General features: G+C 56.6%; 17 protein-coding genes. 6 read left to right on the top strand and 11 right to left on the bottom strand.

Features of this window, described 5'->3' with window-relative positions; all coding sequences use genetic code 11:
- Nucleotides 1–61: 61 nt before the first annotated feature.
- The 4 genes from ACUZ9Q_RS14060 to ACUZ9Q_RS14045 all read right to left on the bottom strand — a co-directional run bounded on the left by ACUZ9Q_RS14060 (nt 62) and on the right by ACUZ9Q_RS14045 (nt 3,093).
- Nucleotides 62–790: an amino acid ABC transporter ATP-binding protein gene (locus ACUZ9Q_RS14060; protein WP_449248071.1), complete on the bottom strand. Its 729-nt coding sequence runs from the start codon at nt 788–790 to the stop codon at nt 62–64.
- Nucleotides 771–1,427 carry an amino acid ABC transporter permease gene (locus tag ACUZ9Q_RS14055; protein WP_192113105.1) on the bottom strand — a complete coding sequence of 219 codons (657 nt, stop codon included), beginning with the start codon at nt 1,425–1,427 and terminating at the stop codon, nt 771–773. The genes ACUZ9Q_RS14060 and ACUZ9Q_RS14055 overlap by 20 nt, the downstream gene beginning before the upstream one ends.
- Nucleotides 1,424–2,092, bottom strand: coding sequence for an amino acid ABC transporter permease (locus ACUZ9Q_RS14050; RefSeq protein ID WP_215647489.1), 669 nt, complete (start codon nt 2,090–2,092; stop codon nt 1,424–1,426). The genes ACUZ9Q_RS14055 and ACUZ9Q_RS14050 overlap by 4 nt, the downstream gene beginning before the upstream one ends.
- Nucleotides 2,093–2,289: 197 nt before the next feature.
- A complete protein-coding gene (locus ACUZ9Q_RS14045; protein WP_225530008.1) occupies nt 2,290–3,093 on the bottom strand; it encodes a transporter substrate-binding domain-containing protein in 804 nt (267 codons plus the stop codon).
- A gap of 151 nt (nt 3,094–3,244) precedes the next feature.
- Here ACUZ9Q_RS14045 and ACUZ9Q_RS14040 point away from each other — a divergent pair, with 151 nt between their 5' ends.
- Nucleotides 3,245–3,982: a FadR/GntR family transcriptional regulator gene (locus tag ACUZ9Q_RS14040; protein ID WP_276571479.1), complete on the top strand. Its 738-nt coding sequence runs from the start codon at nt 3,245–3,247 to the stop codon at nt 3,980–3,982.
- A gap of 133 nt (nt 3,983–4,115) precedes the next feature.
- On the opposite strand, the gene ACUZ9Q_RS14035 is transcribed toward ACUZ9Q_RS14040, so the two are convergent.
- The 3 genes from ACUZ9Q_RS14035 to ACUZ9Q_RS14025 all read right to left on the bottom strand — a co-directional run bounded on the left by ACUZ9Q_RS14035 (nt 4,116) and on the right by ACUZ9Q_RS14025 (nt 8,801).
- A complete protein-coding gene (locus ACUZ9Q_RS14035) occupies nt 4,116–5,858 on the bottom strand; it encodes a HAMP domain-containing methyl-accepting chemotaxis protein (protein ID WP_449248070.1) in 1,743 nt (580 codons plus the stop codon).
- A gap of 526 nt (nt 5,859–6,384) precedes the next feature.
- Nucleotides 6,385–7,806: an adenosylhomocysteinase gene (gene ahcY, locus ACUZ9Q_RS14030; RefSeq protein WP_227118788.1), complete on the bottom strand. Its 1,422-nt coding sequence runs from the start codon at nt 7,804–7,806 to the stop codon at nt 6,385–6,387.
- Between the two features lie 71 nt (nt 7,807–7,877).
- Nucleotides 7,878–8,801 carry an ArsR/SmtB family transcription factor gene (locus ACUZ9Q_RS14025; protein ID WP_192113100.1) on the bottom strand — a complete coding sequence of 308 codons (924 nt, stop codon included), beginning with the start codon at nt 8,799–8,801 and terminating at the stop codon, nt 7,878–7,880.
- Nucleotides 8,802–8,960: 159 nt separating this feature from the next.
- On the opposite strand from ACUZ9Q_RS14025, the gene ACUZ9Q_RS14020 reads away from it, so the two are divergent.
- Both ACUZ9Q_RS14020 and ACUZ9Q_RS14015 read left to right on the top strand, forming a co-directional pair.
- The gene (locus ACUZ9Q_RS14020) at nt 8,961–9,473 is read left to right on the top strand and encodes a DUF721 domain-containing protein (RefSeq protein WP_192113099.1); all 513 of its coding nucleotides are present in this window, start codon (nt 8,961–8,963) and stop codon (nt 9,471–9,473) included.
- Between the two features lie 350 nt (nt 9,474–9,823).
- A complete protein-coding gene (locus tag ACUZ9Q_RS14015; protein WP_022658986.1) occupies nt 9,824–10,201 on the top strand; it encodes a hypothetical protein in 378 nt (125 codons plus the stop codon).
- Between the two features lie 257 nt (nt 10,202–10,458).
- Here the strand turns inward: ACUZ9Q_RS14015 and ACUZ9Q_RS14010 are convergent, their stop codons facing one another.
- Genes ACUZ9Q_RS14010 through ACUZ9Q_RS14000 form a run of 3 tightly spaced genes read right to left on the bottom strand, consistent with a single transcriptional unit; the run spans nt 10,459 to nt 13,397 of the window.
- Nucleotides 10,459–11,754 carry a TRAP transporter large permease gene (locus ACUZ9Q_RS14010; RefSeq protein ID WP_252209450.1) on the bottom strand — a complete coding sequence of 432 codons (1,296 nt, stop codon included), beginning with the start codon at nt 11,752–11,754 and terminating at the stop codon, nt 10,459–10,461.
- 11 nt (nt 11,755–11,765) lie between these two features.
- Nucleotides 11,766–12,248 carry a TRAP transporter small permease gene (locus ACUZ9Q_RS14005; protein WP_225530006.1) on the bottom strand — a complete coding sequence of 161 codons (483 nt, stop codon included), beginning with the start codon at nt 12,246–12,248 and terminating at the stop codon, nt 11,766–11,768.
- A gap of 54 nt (nt 12,249–12,302) precedes the next feature.
- The gene (locus ACUZ9Q_RS14000) at nt 12,303–13,397 is read right to left on the bottom strand and encodes a DctP family TRAP transporter solute-binding subunit (RefSeq protein ID WP_449248069.1); all 1,095 of its coding nucleotides are present in this window, start codon (nt 13,395–13,397) and stop codon (nt 12,303–12,305) included.
- 431 nt (nt 13,398–13,828) lie between these two features.
- Between ACUZ9Q_RS14000 and ACUZ9Q_RS13995 the strand changes: the two genes are divergently transcribed.
- The 3 genes from ACUZ9Q_RS13995 (at nt 13,829) to ACUZ9Q_RS13985 (ending at nt 15,572) form a co-directional block, all read left to right on the top strand.
- Nucleotides 13,829–14,233, top strand: a complete 405-nt coding sequence (locus ACUZ9Q_RS13995; protein WP_449248068.1) for a thioesterase family protein — start codon at nt 13,829–13,831, stop codon at nt 14,231–14,233.
- Nucleotides 14,234–14,334: 101 nt separating this feature from the next.
- On the top strand, nt 14,335–14,877 hold the full coding sequence (locus ACUZ9Q_RS13990) for an NADPH-dependent FMN reductase (protein ID WP_192113095.1): 543 nt from the start codon (nt 14,335–14,337) through the stop codon (nt 14,875–14,877).
- 80 nt (nt 14,878–14,957) lie between these two features.
- A complete protein-coding gene (locus ACUZ9Q_RS13985) occupies nt 14,958–15,572 on the top strand; it encodes a YkgJ family cysteine cluster protein (RefSeq protein ID WP_192113094.1) in 615 nt (204 codons plus the stop codon).
- A gap of 63 nt (nt 15,573–15,635) precedes the next feature.
- On the opposite strand, the gene ACUZ9Q_RS13980 is transcribed toward ACUZ9Q_RS13985, so the two are convergent.
- Nucleotides 15,636–17,780, bottom strand: coding sequence for a hypothetical protein (locus ACUZ9Q_RS13980; protein WP_449248066.1), 2,145 nt, complete (start codon nt 17,778–17,780; stop codon nt 15,636–15,638).
- Between the last annotated feature and the right edge of the window lie 68 nt (nt 17,781–17,848).

The following is a 17,848-nucleotide window of genomic DNA, read 5'->3' as shown; positions in this document are numbered from 1 at the left end:
CCGCAACGGGCGTTCGCATGGGCGGACGCCGGAGCAATTTTCGATAAATTGCCCATAGTGCTCAGTTCACCGTCTGGATGAACGAAGCCAGTTCCGGAGTGCCGGGCTTGGCAAAAAGCGCCTTGGGGGCCCCGGCCTCGTGAACCTTACCCTGGTGCATGAACACCAGTTTGTTGCCTACTTCGCGCGCAAAGCGCATTTCGTGCGTGACCATGATCAGGGTCATGCCTTCCGCCGCAAGCTTGCGCACAACCTCAAGCACCTCGCCCACCAGCTCGGGATCAAGGGCGGAGGTTATTTCATCGCACAGCAACATCTTGGGGCGCATGGCAAGCGCGCGGGCAATAGCCACCCGCTGCTGCTGCCCGCCGGACAACTGATCGGGAAAGGCGTTGAACTTGTCGGCAAGGCCCACCCGCGCGAGCATTTCTGCGGCAAGCTCCCGCACTTCGGCTTCCGGTTCATTTTTGACAATGCGCGGGGCCAGCATGACGTTTTCCCCCGCCGTAAGGTGGGGAAAGAGGTTGAACTGCTGAAAGACCATGCCCACCTTGAGCCGGAGAGGGCGCAAGTCGTTTTCCAGCCCCCGGACGCGGTCGCCGTCAATCTTCACAAAACCCGCATCAAAGGTTTCCAGCCCGTTGAGAATGCGCAGAAACGTGCTCTTGCCAGACCCGCTGCGGCCAATGACGGCCACAACGTCGCCTTCTTCCACCGTGAGGTTGACCCCGCGCAGAACCTTGGTTTCACCGAACTGCTTGTGCAGCTCATCAACGACGACCAGCGACATGGAGCCTCCTTTCGATGCGACGGGCAAAGGCCGACAGCGGATAGCACATGAGAAAATAACCCGCAGCCACAAGGCCGTAGACCAGCAGCGGCCTGAAGGTTGCGTTGGCGATCATGGTTCCGGTTTTGGTTATTTCCACAAGGCCGATGATCGAGGCTACGGCTGTTCCTTTGACGACCTGTACTGAAAAGCCCACAGTCGGGGGGATGGCTATGCGCAAGGCCTGGGGCAGAATGACGTGACGCAGCTGCTCGTAACGGTTCATGGCAAGGCACGCCGATGCCTCCCATTGACCCTTGGGCAGCGCCTCAACGCATCCGCGCCAGATTTCAGCAAGGTACGCGCTGGTAAAGAACGTAAGGCCCAGCGTAGCGGCGGCCAGGGGCGAAATATCCACGCCAAACAGGGCCAGTCCGAAAAAGATAAGAAAAAACTGCATAAGCAGCGGCGTATCCTGAAAAAACTCAATATACATCATGGCCAGGGCACGCAGCTGGGCCTTGGGCGAAATGCGCACAAAAAGCACAATAAGGCCCATGACGCCGCCAAGCGCGAAAGCGATGACAGACAGAACGATTGTCCAGCCAGCGCCCGTAAGCAGATGGCGCACCATGTCCCAGATAGAGAAGCTGATCATGCACGCCCCCTGCGGATATAGTGCTTGCCAAAGGCATGCAGGCTCTTGCGCACGGCGATGGCCAGGGCAAGGTACATGAGCGTGCTGGCGAGGTAGACCTCAAAGGCGCGGAACGTGCGGCTCTGGATCAGGTTGGCCTCAAAGGTCAGCTCCTCGGCGGCGATCTGCGAACATACCGAAGACCCCAACATGACAATGACAATCTGGCTGCACAGGGCGGGCCACACGGTTTTGAGCGCCGGGCGCAGGATCACGTGGCGCAGGCACTGCCAACGGCTCATGGCCAGGGAGTCTGCGGCTTCAATCAGGCCCTTGGGCACAGCCGCCACGCCAGCCCGGACGATCTCGGTCGAGTATGCGCCAAGGTTGACGACCATTGCCAGCACGGAGGCTTCCCATCCGTTCAGCCGCACCCCAAGGGCGGGCAGGCCGAAGTATATGAAGTACAACTGCACAATAAAGGGCGTGTTGCGGACGCATTCCACATAGGCGGTAAAAAACGAGTGCAAAAAAGGTAACCGCCACTCGCGCGAAACCGCTCCCAAAATGCCCACGGCAAGGCCCACCGTGGCGCTGACCGCCGTGAGGGCCAGCGTCAGTGCCGCCCCCTGAACCAGCAATGGCCAGTTTGCCGCAATGGGCTCGAAGGTAAACTGATAGGCCATGGCTGTTCCCCTAACTGGAGGTCGCTCTCTGGCGACCGCCTCCATACGTCCTGGCTGCTGCGGCAAATCCTCTATTTTGCAGTCTTGCGTGGTTGCCGCATCCGAATCTTGCCGCTATAACCTTGTGGTCTTACCGGTAAAGAGTTGGTAAGCACGGTGTTCCTCTCTACCCTTTTTGGCAACTAGGCAGAAAAATTTTAAAAATCCTTCGGCAGAGAGGTGTGCAGCCATGTTTGCGCAATGGCTTCAAGCTGCCCGTCCTTCTTGGCCTGGGTGATAATGTCGTCCACTGCCTTTTGCAGTTCCGGCTGGTTTTTGTTCAGCCCGATGTAGCAGGGCGAGTTTTTGATGAGGAATTTGACTTCCAGCTTTTTGGCAGGATTTTGTCCGTTGATGGAAGCCGCCACAACGTTGCCTGTGGCAACCATCTGCACCTGGCCGGAAAGGTAGGCGGCGATGGTCGAGCTGTTGTCCTCAAACCGGCGGATTTCTGTGGAAGCGGGCGCAATCTTGGTCAGTTCCATGTCCTCAACAGCGCCACGGGTCACCGCAATGGTCTTGCCCGCCAGTTCTTCTGCCGTGGCGACATTGAGATCCGCGGGGCCAAAGACGCCATTAAAGAAAGGCGCGTAGGCCGCTGAAAAGTCTATGGCTTTCTCGCGCTCGGCGTTTTTGCCCAGTGAGGAAATGACCAGATCAACCTTGCCTGTGGTAAGGTAAGGAATGCGGTTTGTGCTGGTAACCGGCACAAGCTTCACCTTGACGCCCAGGCTTTTTGCAATAAGCCGGGCAGTATCAATGTCGTAACCCACAGGCTGCATATCTGCGCCCACAGAACCAAATGGGGGGAAGTCCTGTGGAACAGCAATGGAGATAACTCCTGACTTTTTTATTGTTTCAAGCGTGTTATCCGTTTGCTGAGCGTAAAGGGATTGCGGCAGGGCTGCGGTCAGCAGCATGACGGCCAGGATGAAGCCAAGGCGGCTGAAAAAAAATTGCATGACGTCCCCCGAAGAAAGTGTTTGAGTAACCCGGAATTATCCACGTTTTGGTAAAATTCTGGTAAGACCGGTAAAAAATGATTGCTCTGTTTCTACAAATTTGTCAACATGGGTTGGCGAAAAATGTCACTTCTACAAATTGGTGGAAACTATGTGCCCTAAATTACAGGAAAATTTAGATAAAACAACAAAATTGTGGAAATCTAGCTCTGAAGAAGCTGCTGAAAGAATTTTATCAATGATTTTAGATAATAACTGGCAAGAAGGGCATAAATTGCCCCCACAGCGCGCGCTTGCAGAAACCCTGGGGGTCAGTCGACCCACGGTACGAGAGGCTCTGGTTATTCTGGAGACCATGGGCAAGGTGAACATTCAGCCCGGCAAGGGGGTGTTTCTGGTGACCCGCGCTCAGGAAGGACTGCCTGCGGCTCCTGTCACGCGGTTTGACCGGTCATTTATTGCGGGTAAAGAAACGCAGATTTTTCAGTTCAGGCATGCCATAGAACCGGCCATTGCCGCCCTTGTGGCCCTGAACGCCACGCAGGCCCAGATTGACGACATGGCAGCAATGCTCGACGACATGAAGCAGGCCAGCGTTCGCGGTGACGTGCAGCATTTTGCCCAACTGGATTTCGCTTTTCATACCCAGATGATTGAAGCGGCCAACAACCCTTTTTTCATTGAGGCCATGCGGCCATTTTTTGATCTGTTTTCAGAAAGCCAGCGGCTGCCCTTTTCCAATCAGGAAGGGCTGGTGAACACCATGCGCGAGCATGCGGCGCTGCTGGAGCATTTGCGGTCGCGGAACTCGCACGGAGCGCGTTTGGCTATGGAAGAGCATGTTGTTGCCACTGCCGCCAGAGCCGGGGTGCGTATTTCTTCTTGGTGAGGGAGCGGTCGAGCCTGGGGCGGCGCAGCCGAGGTAATGGAAAATATATGGGAGCGGCGTACCCCAAAGGCAGGCTCGAAAAAAAAGCGGCCCTGCACATGCAAGGCCGCCCCGTGACTGCATGCAGCCAGAACTAGGAATTCTTGAGTTGGGTTATGATGCGGGACAGGTTCTGGGCCTGAGCCGCCAACTCGGAAACAGCCTTGCTGGCTTCGCCCATTGCCTGTGATGTTTCAGCCGCAATGGTGTTGACGTGCTCCACCGAACGGGCGATCTCTTCAGAGGAAGCGGACTGCTCTTCGCTGGCGGTTGCGATGCTGCGCACCTGATCAGCGGTCTGCTCCGCAAGGCTGAGAATTTCCGCAAGTGCGGCGCCGCATTTTTCGGCAAGGTCCGCGGCAAGGTTTACCTTGCCCACTGCCTGATCCATGCGCCGCACGCCTTCTTTGGAACTTTCCTGAATGGCCTGAATGGCCTTGCCCACATCCTGGGTGGAGGACATGGTCTTTTCTGCCAGTTTGCGCACTTCGTCTGCCACAACGGCAAAGCCACGGCCCGCCTCACCAGCGCGCGCTGCTTCAATGGCCGCGTTCAGGGCCAGCAGGTTTGTCTGGTCGGCGATGTCCGAGATAACGGTCATAATTTCGTTAATGGCCTGTGCGTGGACAGAAAGGGTGTCCATGTTGGTTTTGAGGCCTATTGTTTCTGCCTGAACCTCGTCCATGGCTCGCCGGCACTTTGTGGTTACATCATCGCCTTCCTTGGCCTTGCCCTGAGTGGAAGCGGACAAGTTTGCCCCGGCTCCGGCGTTCTTGGCAACCTCAATAACGGTGGCGTTCATTTCTTCCACAGCCGTAGCTGTGTCCGCAATGCGGTGGGCCTGCTGCTCTGCGCCGTGCGAAGACTGCTCGATCTGGGCAGAAAGTTCTTCAGAGGCAGATGCGATGACGTTGACCACGCCTTCAAGCTGGGTGGCGGCGTCAAGCAGACCTTCCTTGCGGGCTGTTTCTGCCCGCGCGGTGGCTTCTTCTGCCACAATCTGGGCCTTGCGGGCCTGTTCTGCCGCTTCCTGAGCCTTGCGGGATTCTTCCTTGGCGTGGTCAATGTGGCCCTTGAGGGCCGCCACCATGGCTACAATGGATTCGTACACGCCAGCCTTGGGGCTGCCATCGTCAATGTTGTAGTCGCCGTCCACAACCCGCAGGGCAATAGTGTTCAGTTCGCCGGGGTCTTTGCCCAGCTGCTTGTGGGTGCCGCGCAGAATGACAACCGCAGTGGCTGTTCCTGCCAGAATAGAGGCCACCAGCAGGCAGATAACCAAAAGTTTTGCCGAGGCATACAAGTCGTCGCAGCCTTTGCTGGCGGCCAGGCTACCTTCCGTATTTATGCGGACAAGTTCAGTCAGGCAGGTGCTGCACTTTTCAAAAACAGCGCGTGTTTCACCCCGGGTGAGGCTTCGCGCTTCATCCATTTGTCCTTGATCTGCAAGGCGAACAATTTGTTTGGAAGTATCCAGATAGCTCTGCCATTCGCGCAGAAACGCCTCATAAACCTTTCTTTCTTCAGGCGAAGCAATGAGGGCCGCATACTTGGATTTATTCGTTTCAATACTCTTCAAATAAGCGTCCATGCGGGTCTGGTAGTGCGCCCTGTCCTGCGCTTCAGGACTGTTGGCAAGCTGTACCTGCGCCAGCCTAAAGCCAGTCATGTCTATATTGAGATTCAAGGCGTATCGTGTGGATGGAAGCCAGTTCTGATTGATGTCTGTTGAGCCGTCATTGATTTTTGACATCTGCACAAGGCTAAAAAGTCCAAGGGCAACAGTCAGAACCATTAAAAAACCTGCCATCAGGGATAACTTGACACTCAACTTCATGATGCTTCTCCACTATAGTCTTATTGGTTAGTAGTGCTCGGTGTTGTGGTTTATATGAAATAAGAAACTTAATTATAACGCTTGTTGTTGGAATCATGAAATCAATTCCATGATTTAAGATCTATCGGAACTATTTTTGTTTAGTATAGATATACAGAAAATGGATACGAGAATAAAAAAATGAATAATAAAGAAATATTCGTCTTGAATAAGAAGAAGGAATAGATTTAGGCGATTTTATTATATAAAAATAATATGATCATGGTTAATTTTAAGATGTTGCAGTGTAAAAAATATTTTTTGGTTCAAAAAAAATGTACAATATAGTAACTAAAAAAAGTGTATTTAAATTGCCATAAAATATATCATTGAACTAAGAATTGTTTAAAGTTTACAGCCTGCTTGGATAAACAGGAAATAAAACCAAATTTAAAGTATAATTATGTTGTATTATTTATGCGCGAGCGCGAGGACAAAAAAAGCCGGAGCAATGCCCCGGCTTTTTCAGTAATATCCGCTGAACTGATTAGTAGCGGTAATGGCTGGGCTTGTACGGCCCTTCAACCTTCACGCCGATGTACTCGGCCTGCTCGGGGGTAAGCGTGGTAAGCTTGACGCCAAGGCGGGCAAGGTGCAGACGGGCCACTTCTTCGTCCAGTTCCTTGGGAAGGGTGTAAACCTTGTTTTCCAGCGGCTCGGAGGCAAGCTTGAGCTGGGCAAGGGTCTGGTTGGTGAAGCTGTTGGACATGACAAAGCTGGCGTGCCCAGTGGCGCAGCCAAGGTTAACCAGACGGCCCTCGGCCAGTACAATGATGCTGCGGCCGGACTTGAGCGTCCACTTGTCCACCTGCGGCTTGATGTTCAGGCAGGTGATGCCGGGGGTGTTTTCCAGGTAGGACATTTCTATTTCGCTGTCGAAGTGGCCGATGTTGCACACAATGGCCTCGTCCTTCATGGCTTCCATATGGGCGCCGGTGATGACATGGTAGTTGCCGGTGCAGGTCACATAGATATCGCCCTGGGGAAGGGCGTTTTCAACCGTGGTGACTTCAAAGCCTTCCATAGCGGCCTGAAGGGCGCAGATGGGGTCGATTTCCGTCACCAGCACGCGCGCGCCAAAGCCGCGCATGGACTGGGCGCAACCCTTGCCCACATCGCCGTAGCCCACGACCACAACCACCTTGCCTGCCACCATGATGTCGGTGGCGCGCTTGATGCCGTCAGCCAGGGATTCGCGGCAGCCGTACAGGTTGTCGAACTTGGACTTGGTGACCGAGTCGTTGACGTTGATGGCCGGGAACAGCAAGGTTCCGGCGGCTTCGAGCTGGTAGAGGCGGTGAACGCCGGTGGTGGTTTCTTCCGAAACGCCCTTTACCTTGGCGGCAACCTTGTGCCAGTGCTGCGGGTCTTCCTTGAGGCGCAGCTTGAGGCGGTCAAGAATGCACTGAAATTCCTTGTTGTCGGTCTTCTGGTCAAGGATGGAGGGGTCGTTTTCCGCCTCAAAGCCCTTGTGGATCAGCAGGGTGGCGTCGCCGCCGTCGTCCACGATAAGGTCGGGTCCGCTGCCGTCAGGCCAGGTAAGGGCCATTTCCGTGCACCACCAGTAGTCTTCAAGGGTTTCGCCCTTCCAGGCAAAGACCTTGGCCATGCCGCTTTCCGCAATGGCGGCGGCGGCGTGATCCTGGGTGGAAAAGATGTTGCACGAAGCCCAGCGGATGTCTGCGCCAAGGGCGTGCAGGGTCTTGATGAGCATGGCCGTCTGAATGGTCATGTGCAGGGAGCCGGTGACCTTGAGGCCCTTGAGGGGCCGGGTGGGACCGTATTTTTTGATGCATTCCATGAGGCCGGGCGTTTCGCGCTCGGAAAGCTGCATTTCTTTTTTGCCAAAGTCAGCCAAAGATATGTCGGCCACTTTGTAGTCAAGGGTCAGGTCAAGAGGCTTAATCATTGTTTTCTCCTATCCGCAATTTTGTTGTTGTCGGTAAAATTTGGGGAAATATGGGCCGCTGGGCCAGGTTGTCAGCGGGCTTCGGCGCTGAGCAGAAGCATGGTCATGTTTCTGTTCACCTGCATGTGCTTGCAGTGCAAAACCGCAAAGCCAGCCGCAGCCAGATCAAGGCCAAGCTGCTGCTCGTCAAAGCCAAGCCAGCGGTCGCCGTAGCGGGAGCGCATTGTCTCATCGGCATGGCGTTGAAAATCGGCCACAAAGAACCTGCCTCCCACCGCCATGATGCGCCGGATCTCGCGCAGGCCTTCAGCCGGGTCAGAAAGATGGTGCAGCACAAGGTTGATGCAGGCAAAATCCGCCTCGTGGTCGCGCAGCGGCAGGTGGCTCAGTTCGCCAATACGCAGTGAAACGCGGCCCTCGGCCAGGTCCTCCGGCGTAAAGCGGCGGCGGCAGATTTCAAGCATGCGGGCGGAGCCGTCCACCCCAATGACCCCTTGCGCCTTTGGCAGCATGCGCGCAAGCACCGCGCCCGTGCCGCAGCCGAGGTCTACAGCGGTGCCGCATCCGTCAGGCATGGCATCGCAAACTGCCTCGGCCAGATCAAAGCTGCCAAGAACCTCGCGGTTCAACTCGTCCCAGTCTTCCGCAATGGCGTTAAAGAACTGGCGGGTTTTAAGCGCGCGTTCTTCAAGAATCTGGGCGGCCATATTGAGGTCTGCCCGCATGGCGGCATCCGGGTGGACAAAGGGGGTGATGGCGCGCAAAAAATCAAGCTCCTCGCCTGCACGAGGTGTGGCATAAAAAACCCACAGGCCATCACGGCGCGAGGTGAGCAGCCCGGCCTCGGTAAGAATTTTGAGGTGTCGCGAAACACGCGATTGCCCCATATCAAGGATACTGACCAGCTCGTTGACCGAGAGTTCGTAATGCAGCAGAATATGAACCAGCCGCAGGCGGGTTTCGTCCGACAGAGCTTTGAAAAATAAAAGTGCCATTATCTGTCCAGGTTCAGTAAATCAAATTTGATTGATGTAAGTATCAATATATCAGCATATAGTCAATATGTTCAAAACAGGCATAGCCAGAAGCCCCCGCCCAGCAACACCCGAATCCCAGCCAGGATCAGGGTTGCCGCCTGTTTTCGAGGAAGGATAATGGCCGTATTCCGCAAACGACAGAAAGACTCTCAGCCCGTGCACGCCATGGAGGTCATGGCCTCCGTGATGGCGGGGCTCGGCGCGGCCCCCGGCCAGGGAGAAACGCGAGCGCGGTTACAACAGCTCTGGCTCAACTGGGGCATGGTCATGGGGCCTGAGCTTGCGCCTTTGGCGCGGCCCATGGGGCATCATCGGGATGTTCTGCTCATAGGGGCAGAGGATGCCATGCTGGCGCAGGAGCTGCACCTTATGGCAGGCGAAATGCTGGAGAGGGTCAATGCCTTTATGGAACAGCCCTTTTTCAGCGCCATAAAGGTCAACCTGCTCATGGGCAAGGCAGGGCTGGACAAGGCCGCAACGCGGAAAACGGCAAATAAGGATAAGCCCGCGCCCCGGTTACGGGCACCAGAGCCTCTGTGCGCTGATGGCGTGTATCTGGAGGCAATGGATCCTGCATCGCCAGTGGCGCGTGCCTATGCGCGCTTTACTCGGCAGCGGCGCACACGCTGAAGAGCCAACGGTCAGACCCGGCAGAGCCGCAACCGCAATGCGTGTTGGGAATAACGAGTGCTCCGGGCAGAAAAAACTACCTGTGAGTGCCCTTGTCTTCCCCCTCCGGTTTTGTTCATGACAGGTACGGTTTTCCATTTTCTTTAGGGTAAACCGCAAAAGAAAACATATCTTTTTTAAGTATATATATTGGTGTGTTATAAATTTTAATTGCACTTTGTGCATGCGATTTTGTTGTTCGCTTGCTGCGCTTTATTGACAATGCTTCTGGTGCGGTGCTAGTTTTCCCCAACGTTAACTGGGGATTTTTGTGGCCATTGGTTGATGGTCTGAGCCTGCGGAGGGAATGAATGGACGTGCAGAAAACCATGGAAGACATTTGCCTGAAACAGGACAACGGCTGCGACTTTGCTTTTTGCGGTCGTCTTTTTTCGGAATGTTCCTGGTATGACGAATCGCTTGGCACACTTACTCGCCAAAAGCTGTATGTGACTGAAAGCAATGAACAGATCTATTACATTGTTCGTTCCAGCGGTCAGGAGCGCAGCCGTCACGCCTACAAGCTGTTCATGCGCGGCGATGTGTGCGTGATCCATAACGGCGTGACAGAAATGGCCCTCCAGTTCGACATGCTCATGCTGGCAGTGCGTGGCCTGTGCGGCCTTGATTCTGGCGCGACCCCTTCGCTCTCCATGGTTGAAGAGATGCTCAAGGCAGCCAATGCCTGATCTTTCCATATAGCCGCAGTCACCGCGTACGCGTTGGCGGCAGCAACCTCCACATGAAACGGCCCTCTTTGCGAGGGCTTTTTCATTTTCTACTTTCCAGATGCCTTGGCCCACACCCTGAGAGTGACCGCAGTATCCATAAACGTATGCTGCGGAAGGTTTAGCAAGGTCTTGTCCGGTCTTTGCTGGGCTGAAGCCTGGCGGCTCCGATTGGTGCCCGACCCCAAATTTTGGACGGGGCCGGGCACCTTGCGTCATCAATACAGGCCCAGCAGCTTGGGCATAAAGGTGGAGAGTTCCGGGAATGCGGTTATGACAGCCAGAGCCAGCAGGGCAGCGCCAATGAGCGGCAGGGCTGCTTTGCTGATCTGCTCCATGGTCAGGCCGCTGATCTTGGCCCCAACGTACAGGTTCACCGCAACAGGCGGCGTAACCTGACCCACGGCAAGGTTGGTGGTCATCATGATGCCGAACCACACAGGATCCCATTGAAAATGCGTCATAATGGGCAGCATGAAGGGCAAAAAGACGTAGTAGATGGAAATGGCGTCCAGCAACATGCCCGCAAGCAGCAGGATGATGTTGATCATGAACAGGACAATCCAGGGATTTGCTGAAACGCCCAGCAGAACGCCTGAACATTTTTCTACAAGCCCCACGGTTGATCCCACCCAGGAGTACAGGCCTGCGCAGGTAACCACAATCATGACAACGGCCGTGGCCTTGACGGTCTCCGTGAGAATTTCAACCATCACCGAAAGGCTGTTGATAGTGCGGTAAATAAAGATGCCCACAAAGAGGCCGTAGAAGATGGCAACCGCAGCGGCCTCGGTGGGGGTAAACACGCCGCCGTAAATCCCGCCCAGAATAACTACCGGGGTCATGATGCCCCAAAAGGCCTCGCGCAGCGCCTTGCTGACAGGTTGTTGCCGCTCCTTGCCTTTGTACCCGTGCTTGCGGGATATAAGCAGCACCGCGCCCATAATGAATATGGCAACCACAACACCGGGGATAAAACCAGCCGCAAAGAGCGCAGGCACAGAAACATCCGCAACACCGCCATAAACGATAAAGGCAATGCTTGGCGGGATGACGATGGCGAGCCCGGAGGTAACGGAAACCGTTGCGGTGGCAAAGGCTTTATCGTAGCCAGCCTTGGCCATGCCGGGAATAAGAATAAGACCCAGCGCAGCAACTGTTGCAGGGCCGGAGCCGCTCACCGCGCCCCAGAAGGTGGCAACCGCAACCGTGGCGACTGCCAGCCCGCCTGTCATGGAGCCGACCAGCGCTTCCATAAGCGCCACGATGCGGGCGGCAATGCCCGCGCGCTCCATTATGTAGCCCGCCAGAATAAAGAAGGGGATGGCCAGCAGGGGAAACTTGGCTATTCCTGCAAAAAAATTGTAGGAAAGCATGTTGAGCCCCATATCCCACTTCCACACCACAGCGAGGGCGGAAAAGCCCAGCGCCAGGGCAATGGGCACCCGCAGCAACAGGGGGATGATAAAAAGCGCCAGCAGCCAGAATGCGGGATCGTGTAACAGGGAATCCATAGTCCCGCCTCCTAAAAGTTGTTGGCGCGCTGGTCTTCAACAGCCCTTTGCGCAATGCGGAAAATGATCAGCAGGGAAAACGCGGGCGTGGCGATGGTGTACCACCACACCGGAATCCCCAAAGCTTCGGAAGTTGCCTCGAGGTCGATTTCGTCCAGCACTTCGGTGAGCCCTGTCCAGAACAGAGCGCCAAAAAAGCATACCGCCAGCAGCACGGAGCCCCAGTAGCATACGCGGCGAAAACGCCGGGGCAGGGCATCGTACAGGGCGGTCATGCCCAGGTGTCCGCCTTCGCGGAATGCCCGGGCTGTTCCCAGCATGGTTATCCAGACAAAAAAATTGATGGTCAGTTCTTCTGTCCAGGCAAAAGAAAAAGAGGTGCAGTAGCGCACTACCACGTTGATAAAAGCAATGGCCGCCATAGCAGCCAGCATGAACGATCCCAGGTAGTCCTCAAACCGTCTGTCCAGCAAACTCCACATGTTCTTGCCCATCCCTGAAAAAGCCCCCTCCTGAGCCGCTGGCTGCAAAAGGGGGCTGTTGTAATGCTATTTCGCAGCAGCCATGTCCTGTTCTGCCGCCTTGACAAGATCGGGGCCGATCTTGGCCGTCCAGTCATCGCGCACGGCCTGTGTGGCCTTGAAGAACTGCGCTGTCTGTTCCGGCGTAAGGCGCGTTACCGTCATGCCATGTTGCTCAAGGCAGGCATAAGGATCGGTAATTTCCGGGAGCTTGCCGATTTTTTCAAGGTAGGCCTTGGACTGTCCGTCATCCATGCCGAGGCGGGAGAGCGCCTTGCCGTACAGCTCCATTTCCTTGGCGCAGGCCAGCAGAATCTGCTGGTCTTCAGGCGAAAAGCTCTTCCAAACGCCGGGGTTTGCGCCCAGCATCAGCGGGTCAATGACGTAGTGCCAATCGCAGAGGAATTTGTGATAGTCCCATATTTTCAAGGGAATGTTGATGCCGTTGGTGGGATTTTCCTGCCCGTCCACAACGCCTTGCTGAAAGCCCGTGGTGGCTTCGGCCCAGTTCATGTTGACCGGGTTTGCGCCCAGGGCGCGAAACGTATCAATAAAGATCGGGCTGCCCACCACGCGAACTTTCAGGCCCTGCATATCTTCAGGCTTGGTAATGGGGCCTTTGCTGGTGGTCATTTCGCGATAGCCGTTTTCTCCCCAGCCGAGAATTTTGACGCCCTTGCTTTCAACGGCGGCGATCAGCATTGCACCAGACTTGCCGGAGGTAACGGCGTCTATGGCCTTGTAGCGGTCTGGCTGCACAGCCATGAAAAAGGGCAGAGCTGTAAGGTTCAGTTCCTTGATCTGCGGCGACCAGTTGATGGGCGATGCCAGGGCAAAGTCAATTGCGCCGTTGCGCAGCATGAGAAATTCGGAAGTCTGCTTGCCTGCCAGCAACTGGCTGGAGGGGTAGACCTTGATGTTGATACGCCCGTTGGTGCGCTCATGCACCAGTTCCGCAAAGCGGGCCGCCGTGAGGCCCCACCCGGATGTTGCGCCTGGCACCACGCTGAGTTTGTACTCCGCCTTGTAGGCCGCCGCCTGTTGCGGCAATGCGGTCAACACGCCGCCCGCCAGCAGGCAGACGAACACAACGCCCCATGTCCAACGCAAAAAGCCCTTCATAAAAACGGACTCCTCATCAAAAAGGTGAACGAAAAGGCCTTGCTCGCAAAGAATTGCGGGCAAAGATCAAGAATGCCGCGCCGGTTGGAGCGCGGCGGCATTATCTTGAAAACGAGATCCTTAAGGCAGCCTTGTGGGCCGATGGACGCCGGCAGGTGTTGCAGCGGGGCTTGTGGCCGGGCGTTGCCGCTGCAATGTACCCTCGGTAAAAAAAGATCACGTGCAAGGTTTTGGTAATGATGCCAGACTTATGCCTGGGGGTCGAGATTTTTTTAAGCGGCAGCATCATGCTTGGTCGGCATAGTTACGGTGTGCGGCAAGCGTGTTGAAAGCGGGCAGCAAGTCATTTATCATCCACAAAGAATGAAAATACGCATGCTAGTTGCCGCGAGCGCATGGCATGCACAATGTTAAAAGCCAGCGAGGCAGGCATGAGCAATACGATTACGCCCGGCATGAACGGCACGTCAGAAACCACTGTTACCGAGGCCATGCTGGCAAGCACGGTGGGCAGCGGCAAGGTCAGCGTGTTTTCCACGGCCATGATGGTGGCCTGGATGGAAGGCACCGCCGTGGATGTGGTGCAGCCATACCTGGAAGAAGGGCAGACGACTGTAGGAACCGGCATCAGCGTCAGCCATGTGGCAGCGACGCCGCAGGGTATGAAAGTGCGTTTTACTGCGGAAGTAACCGCAGTTTCCCCCAATGGCAAAGGCCTGAGTTTCAAGGTGGCTGCCTATGATGAAACCGGGCTGATCGGCGATGGCACCCACGAGCGCGTGATTGTGAACAAAGATAAATTTGAGAGCAGAACCAGGGACAAGGCAAAAGCCTGACAAACGACCCTCCCTGCGGGATTTCGGCGGCACTGGCATATGGGCTTTTGCCTAAAAACACAGTAAACTACTCGTGTCTATGCAACCCTTAAGGAGTAGTTATGGGCAACCTTACCTTTGTCGGCATATCGGGCAGTCTGCGCAAGGCTTCGCGCAACACCGGGCTTTTGCGGTGCTGCGCAGCGCATCTTCCTCAGAACGTAAGCCTTGAAATTGCAGATATTTCCGCTTTGCCGTTTTACAATGCGGATATTGAAAAACCCGCTGTGGTGCAGCGCCTCATTGATCAGGTGAGCGCGGCGGACGGGCTGGTTCTGGCCTGCCCCGAATACAACTATTCTCTTGCTCCCGCGCTGAAAAACGCGCTGGACTGGCTCTCGCGCGAACCCGACCTCGCGCCCCTTACAGGCAAAACCGCCTGCATCGTGGGCGCTGGCGGCGGCATGGGCACATCGCGGGCGCAATACCATCTGCGCCAGGTATGCGTGTATCTGAATCTGCACGTGCTGAACAAGCCTGAGCTTTTTTCCAACGCTTTCACGCCTGCCTTTGCTGATAACGGCGATGTGCAGGATGAAGGCCTTGCAAGTCAGGCAACGGCCCTCATGCAGGCCATGACCGACTGGACGCTACGGCTGAAGTAGGCTCTATCTGCCAGCCCCGTAGAAAGGTCCTGCCTCGGCAGTGGTTTTCTGCGGGGCTGCGCGTTGATGCGGAGTGGAAGATGGCTGCCTGTCAGGTAAAAAACGCACAGCGCTTGAGGTACCAGAGTCACCGGTTTGAGCGCATGCCGGGCATGAGTCTGCTGCTGGACGCGTTTGCCCTGGTGGATTGCAGCGTGGCGGAGTCCATCGCGCTCCAGGGGGAGCCGCCAGCCTGCGGGCCGGGGTGCTGCTATTGCTGTATCCAGCCCATCCCGGCGACTCCACTGGAAATTCTGGCCTTGCGCCTTTTTGCAGAACTGGAGCTTCCACCCTCCAGGCGGGATGCTCTCAAAGCAACCTTTGCGCTGTTCCACGGAGAGCGGGCAACTCTTGGGGACGCCTGCCCTTTCCTGCTGGAGAAATGCTGCGGCGCTTATCCTGTGCGCCCGATGGCGTGCAGGCGCTATGTTGTTTTCGGCCAGCCATGCAGTGCGGGCGAGGACGCCACCCAGACCCGGCCTGCTGATGTGCTGCATCCGCGTCAGGCTACCATGCAGGCTGCCTTGCGGCTCACATTGCCCTGGTACAGGGAGCGCTATTCCCTGCCGGAACACATTACTGCGGAAGAAACACAGGCTTTCTTTCGCGGTGTCACCACGGTCTTGCAGGCCGTGCCTTGGGCAAACTACGCCTGATCAAGCCGATGCAATCTGACCGCCAGCCACGCCAGCCCAAACTCGTCAACCAGCTCAGGCTGGTCAGGGTTTTGACAAGTCAAGCCGGAGCATGGGGCCATTGTTCAGGCTCACAAAAAGGCCCAGCGGGGCATTGACTGCCTGACTCACGGGCACTGCCAGATATTCGCCGACTTTCCAGCCTTCAGCCGTGAAGTGGATTTGTTCGCCTGCCAGCGCGGTCAGTATTTGCTGGTAGACGGTGCCTCCGGCGGTGCTGTTTGCAACTATCTGTCGTTCCAGAATATGGGATGCCGCAAACCGTTGCAGAAATACGGGCATAAGCCTGCGCCAGTCAGTTTTGTTGAGCCGCAAAACCGCAATGCGTTCAATCTTTGAAATATCCTGCCCGTGAAGCACCAGCCACAGATCGCTGAACGTGGTGGTAGCTGCCGTGGGCTGCGCGTTTGTCGGAGCGCCATTGGCGCGCACCAGCCACGCAGCGTCAATTCCCGCATCATGCAAGGCCTGCGGCAAGCCAAGCGTTACGGGCTGTTGCGCGGCCATGCCCGCAGGCGCTTCCAGCGCCGTCACCGCTGCGGAGGCCGCGGGCGGCGCGCTGTATACGCCGCCAAGGCCCAGCATCCAGGCTGCCCAGAGGTTGGGCCATGTTTCTGGTTGCGCGGGCAAAGCCTCACCCATTTGCACAGGAAAGACCGTCGCCGGAATACTGCGCTGCACCACAGGCAGGGGCAAATTCTTGTCTATGGCTCGCTTGCGCGCGCCGGGCCGGTATATTTCGCCAAGCAGGCCGAATCGCGGCGGCGCATCCTTTGGCTGGGCGGCATCGCCCATGGCTTGCAGAGTGTCGTAGCGCTCCTGCAATTGCATCCCAAGGTGGAGCATGCCGCCGTTGGCGGCATTGGCTGTGGTGTTGCGCCAATTGGAGCTGCTGGCAAGCATAAGCAGCAGAGGAATGAGCAGCGCAACCATGAGTGCCCGCTGAGGTAGCCGCGCCAAGGAACGTTCCACCGCAGGAAAGGCGTTCAGCAAGCCCCAGAGGGCAAAGCCGCAGGCATAGGCTGAAAAAATGGTCAGGCCTGCTGGCAGTTTGCCAGTGGAGCTGATGGTCACATCGCTGAGGGCATGCAGCACGGTAAGCAGGGCTGACAGCCCCAGATACGCGGCTATGGCCAAAACTGCCATCAGCAAGCCGGAACGCGCAGTCCCCTTGCTCACGATGGAGCATTGCCCGCGCATGCCCCGCAACACAAGCACCAGCAGGAGAACAGCCCACGGCCACAGGCCGTCAAAAAACCAAAAGGCCACCTGCCGCCATTCGTCAAAAGCTGCGGCAAGCTGGCGCAGCTGTACGTCCGTGCCAATATGGCGGGCAGCCCTGCGCACCTGATTGCCCGGAGCAAGAAAGGAAAACAGCAAAGCTCCGAAAACCCATAGCCACAGAACGCCCATATGGCGCAGGCGGGTGCGGGCGTTTTGCGTGACATCGGGTTCCGTCTCCCTGCTTGCAAAGCGATCCGCAAGGGCCAACAGCACAGCAACCGTGCATGCCGCCAAAGCCGCCAGCGCCGAATGTTCAAACACACCCACGGTCAGTACACCCACAATGATGGCCTGACGCCGCGCCTTGCGGGCCTCGGCTGTCGGAGCGGCCCACAGGCGGCAGAGCATCCACAGAAAGACAAGGGTCATGGCCTGCAAAAGGCCCATGGTGAGCACATCTGTCAGCAGGTAAAAGTTGGGCAGGCTCTGATGACCGGCAAGCACCACCAGCACGCCCAGCAATCCGCAAAAAGCGGCCGCGCCGCGCTGGACGCTTACCACCCGCGCAAGGCCGAACAGGCCAAGGCCGAACTGCGCCGCAACGCCCGCGCAAACAAGCCCGTAAAGGGGGCGGATTTCCCCGGCCTTGCCAAGAAAAACCGCCAGAAAGTGGTAGGTGTAGCGCCCGCTCCAGGTTAGCCATTCGCGGGCAACTTCATACAGCCCACCGGGCAGATCAAAGGGGAACATGGCTCTGGTGACTTCATCAAAGTCATCCCCGCGCGGGAACAGAAAGCCAAAGGCATAGGCAAAGGGCAGCAGCAGCGCCACCAGCGCCACCCACCAGCACCAGCCGGGGGCAGGCAAGGTGAAATGATGCGCCTGAAGCTCATGGGCCGGGGATTTACCGCTGTGTGCGGGGCAGGAATCGGCAGGGTGCGCCATATGCTGACAGACCTTGTGTTTGCGCGGGAGGCCCCGTATCCGGAACCCCCCGCGCTGTATTTTGGGAA

This window comes from Desulfovibrio desulfopostgatei (assembly GCF_053570645.1).
This window is presented reverse-complemented; position numbering and strand designations above follow the sequence as displayed.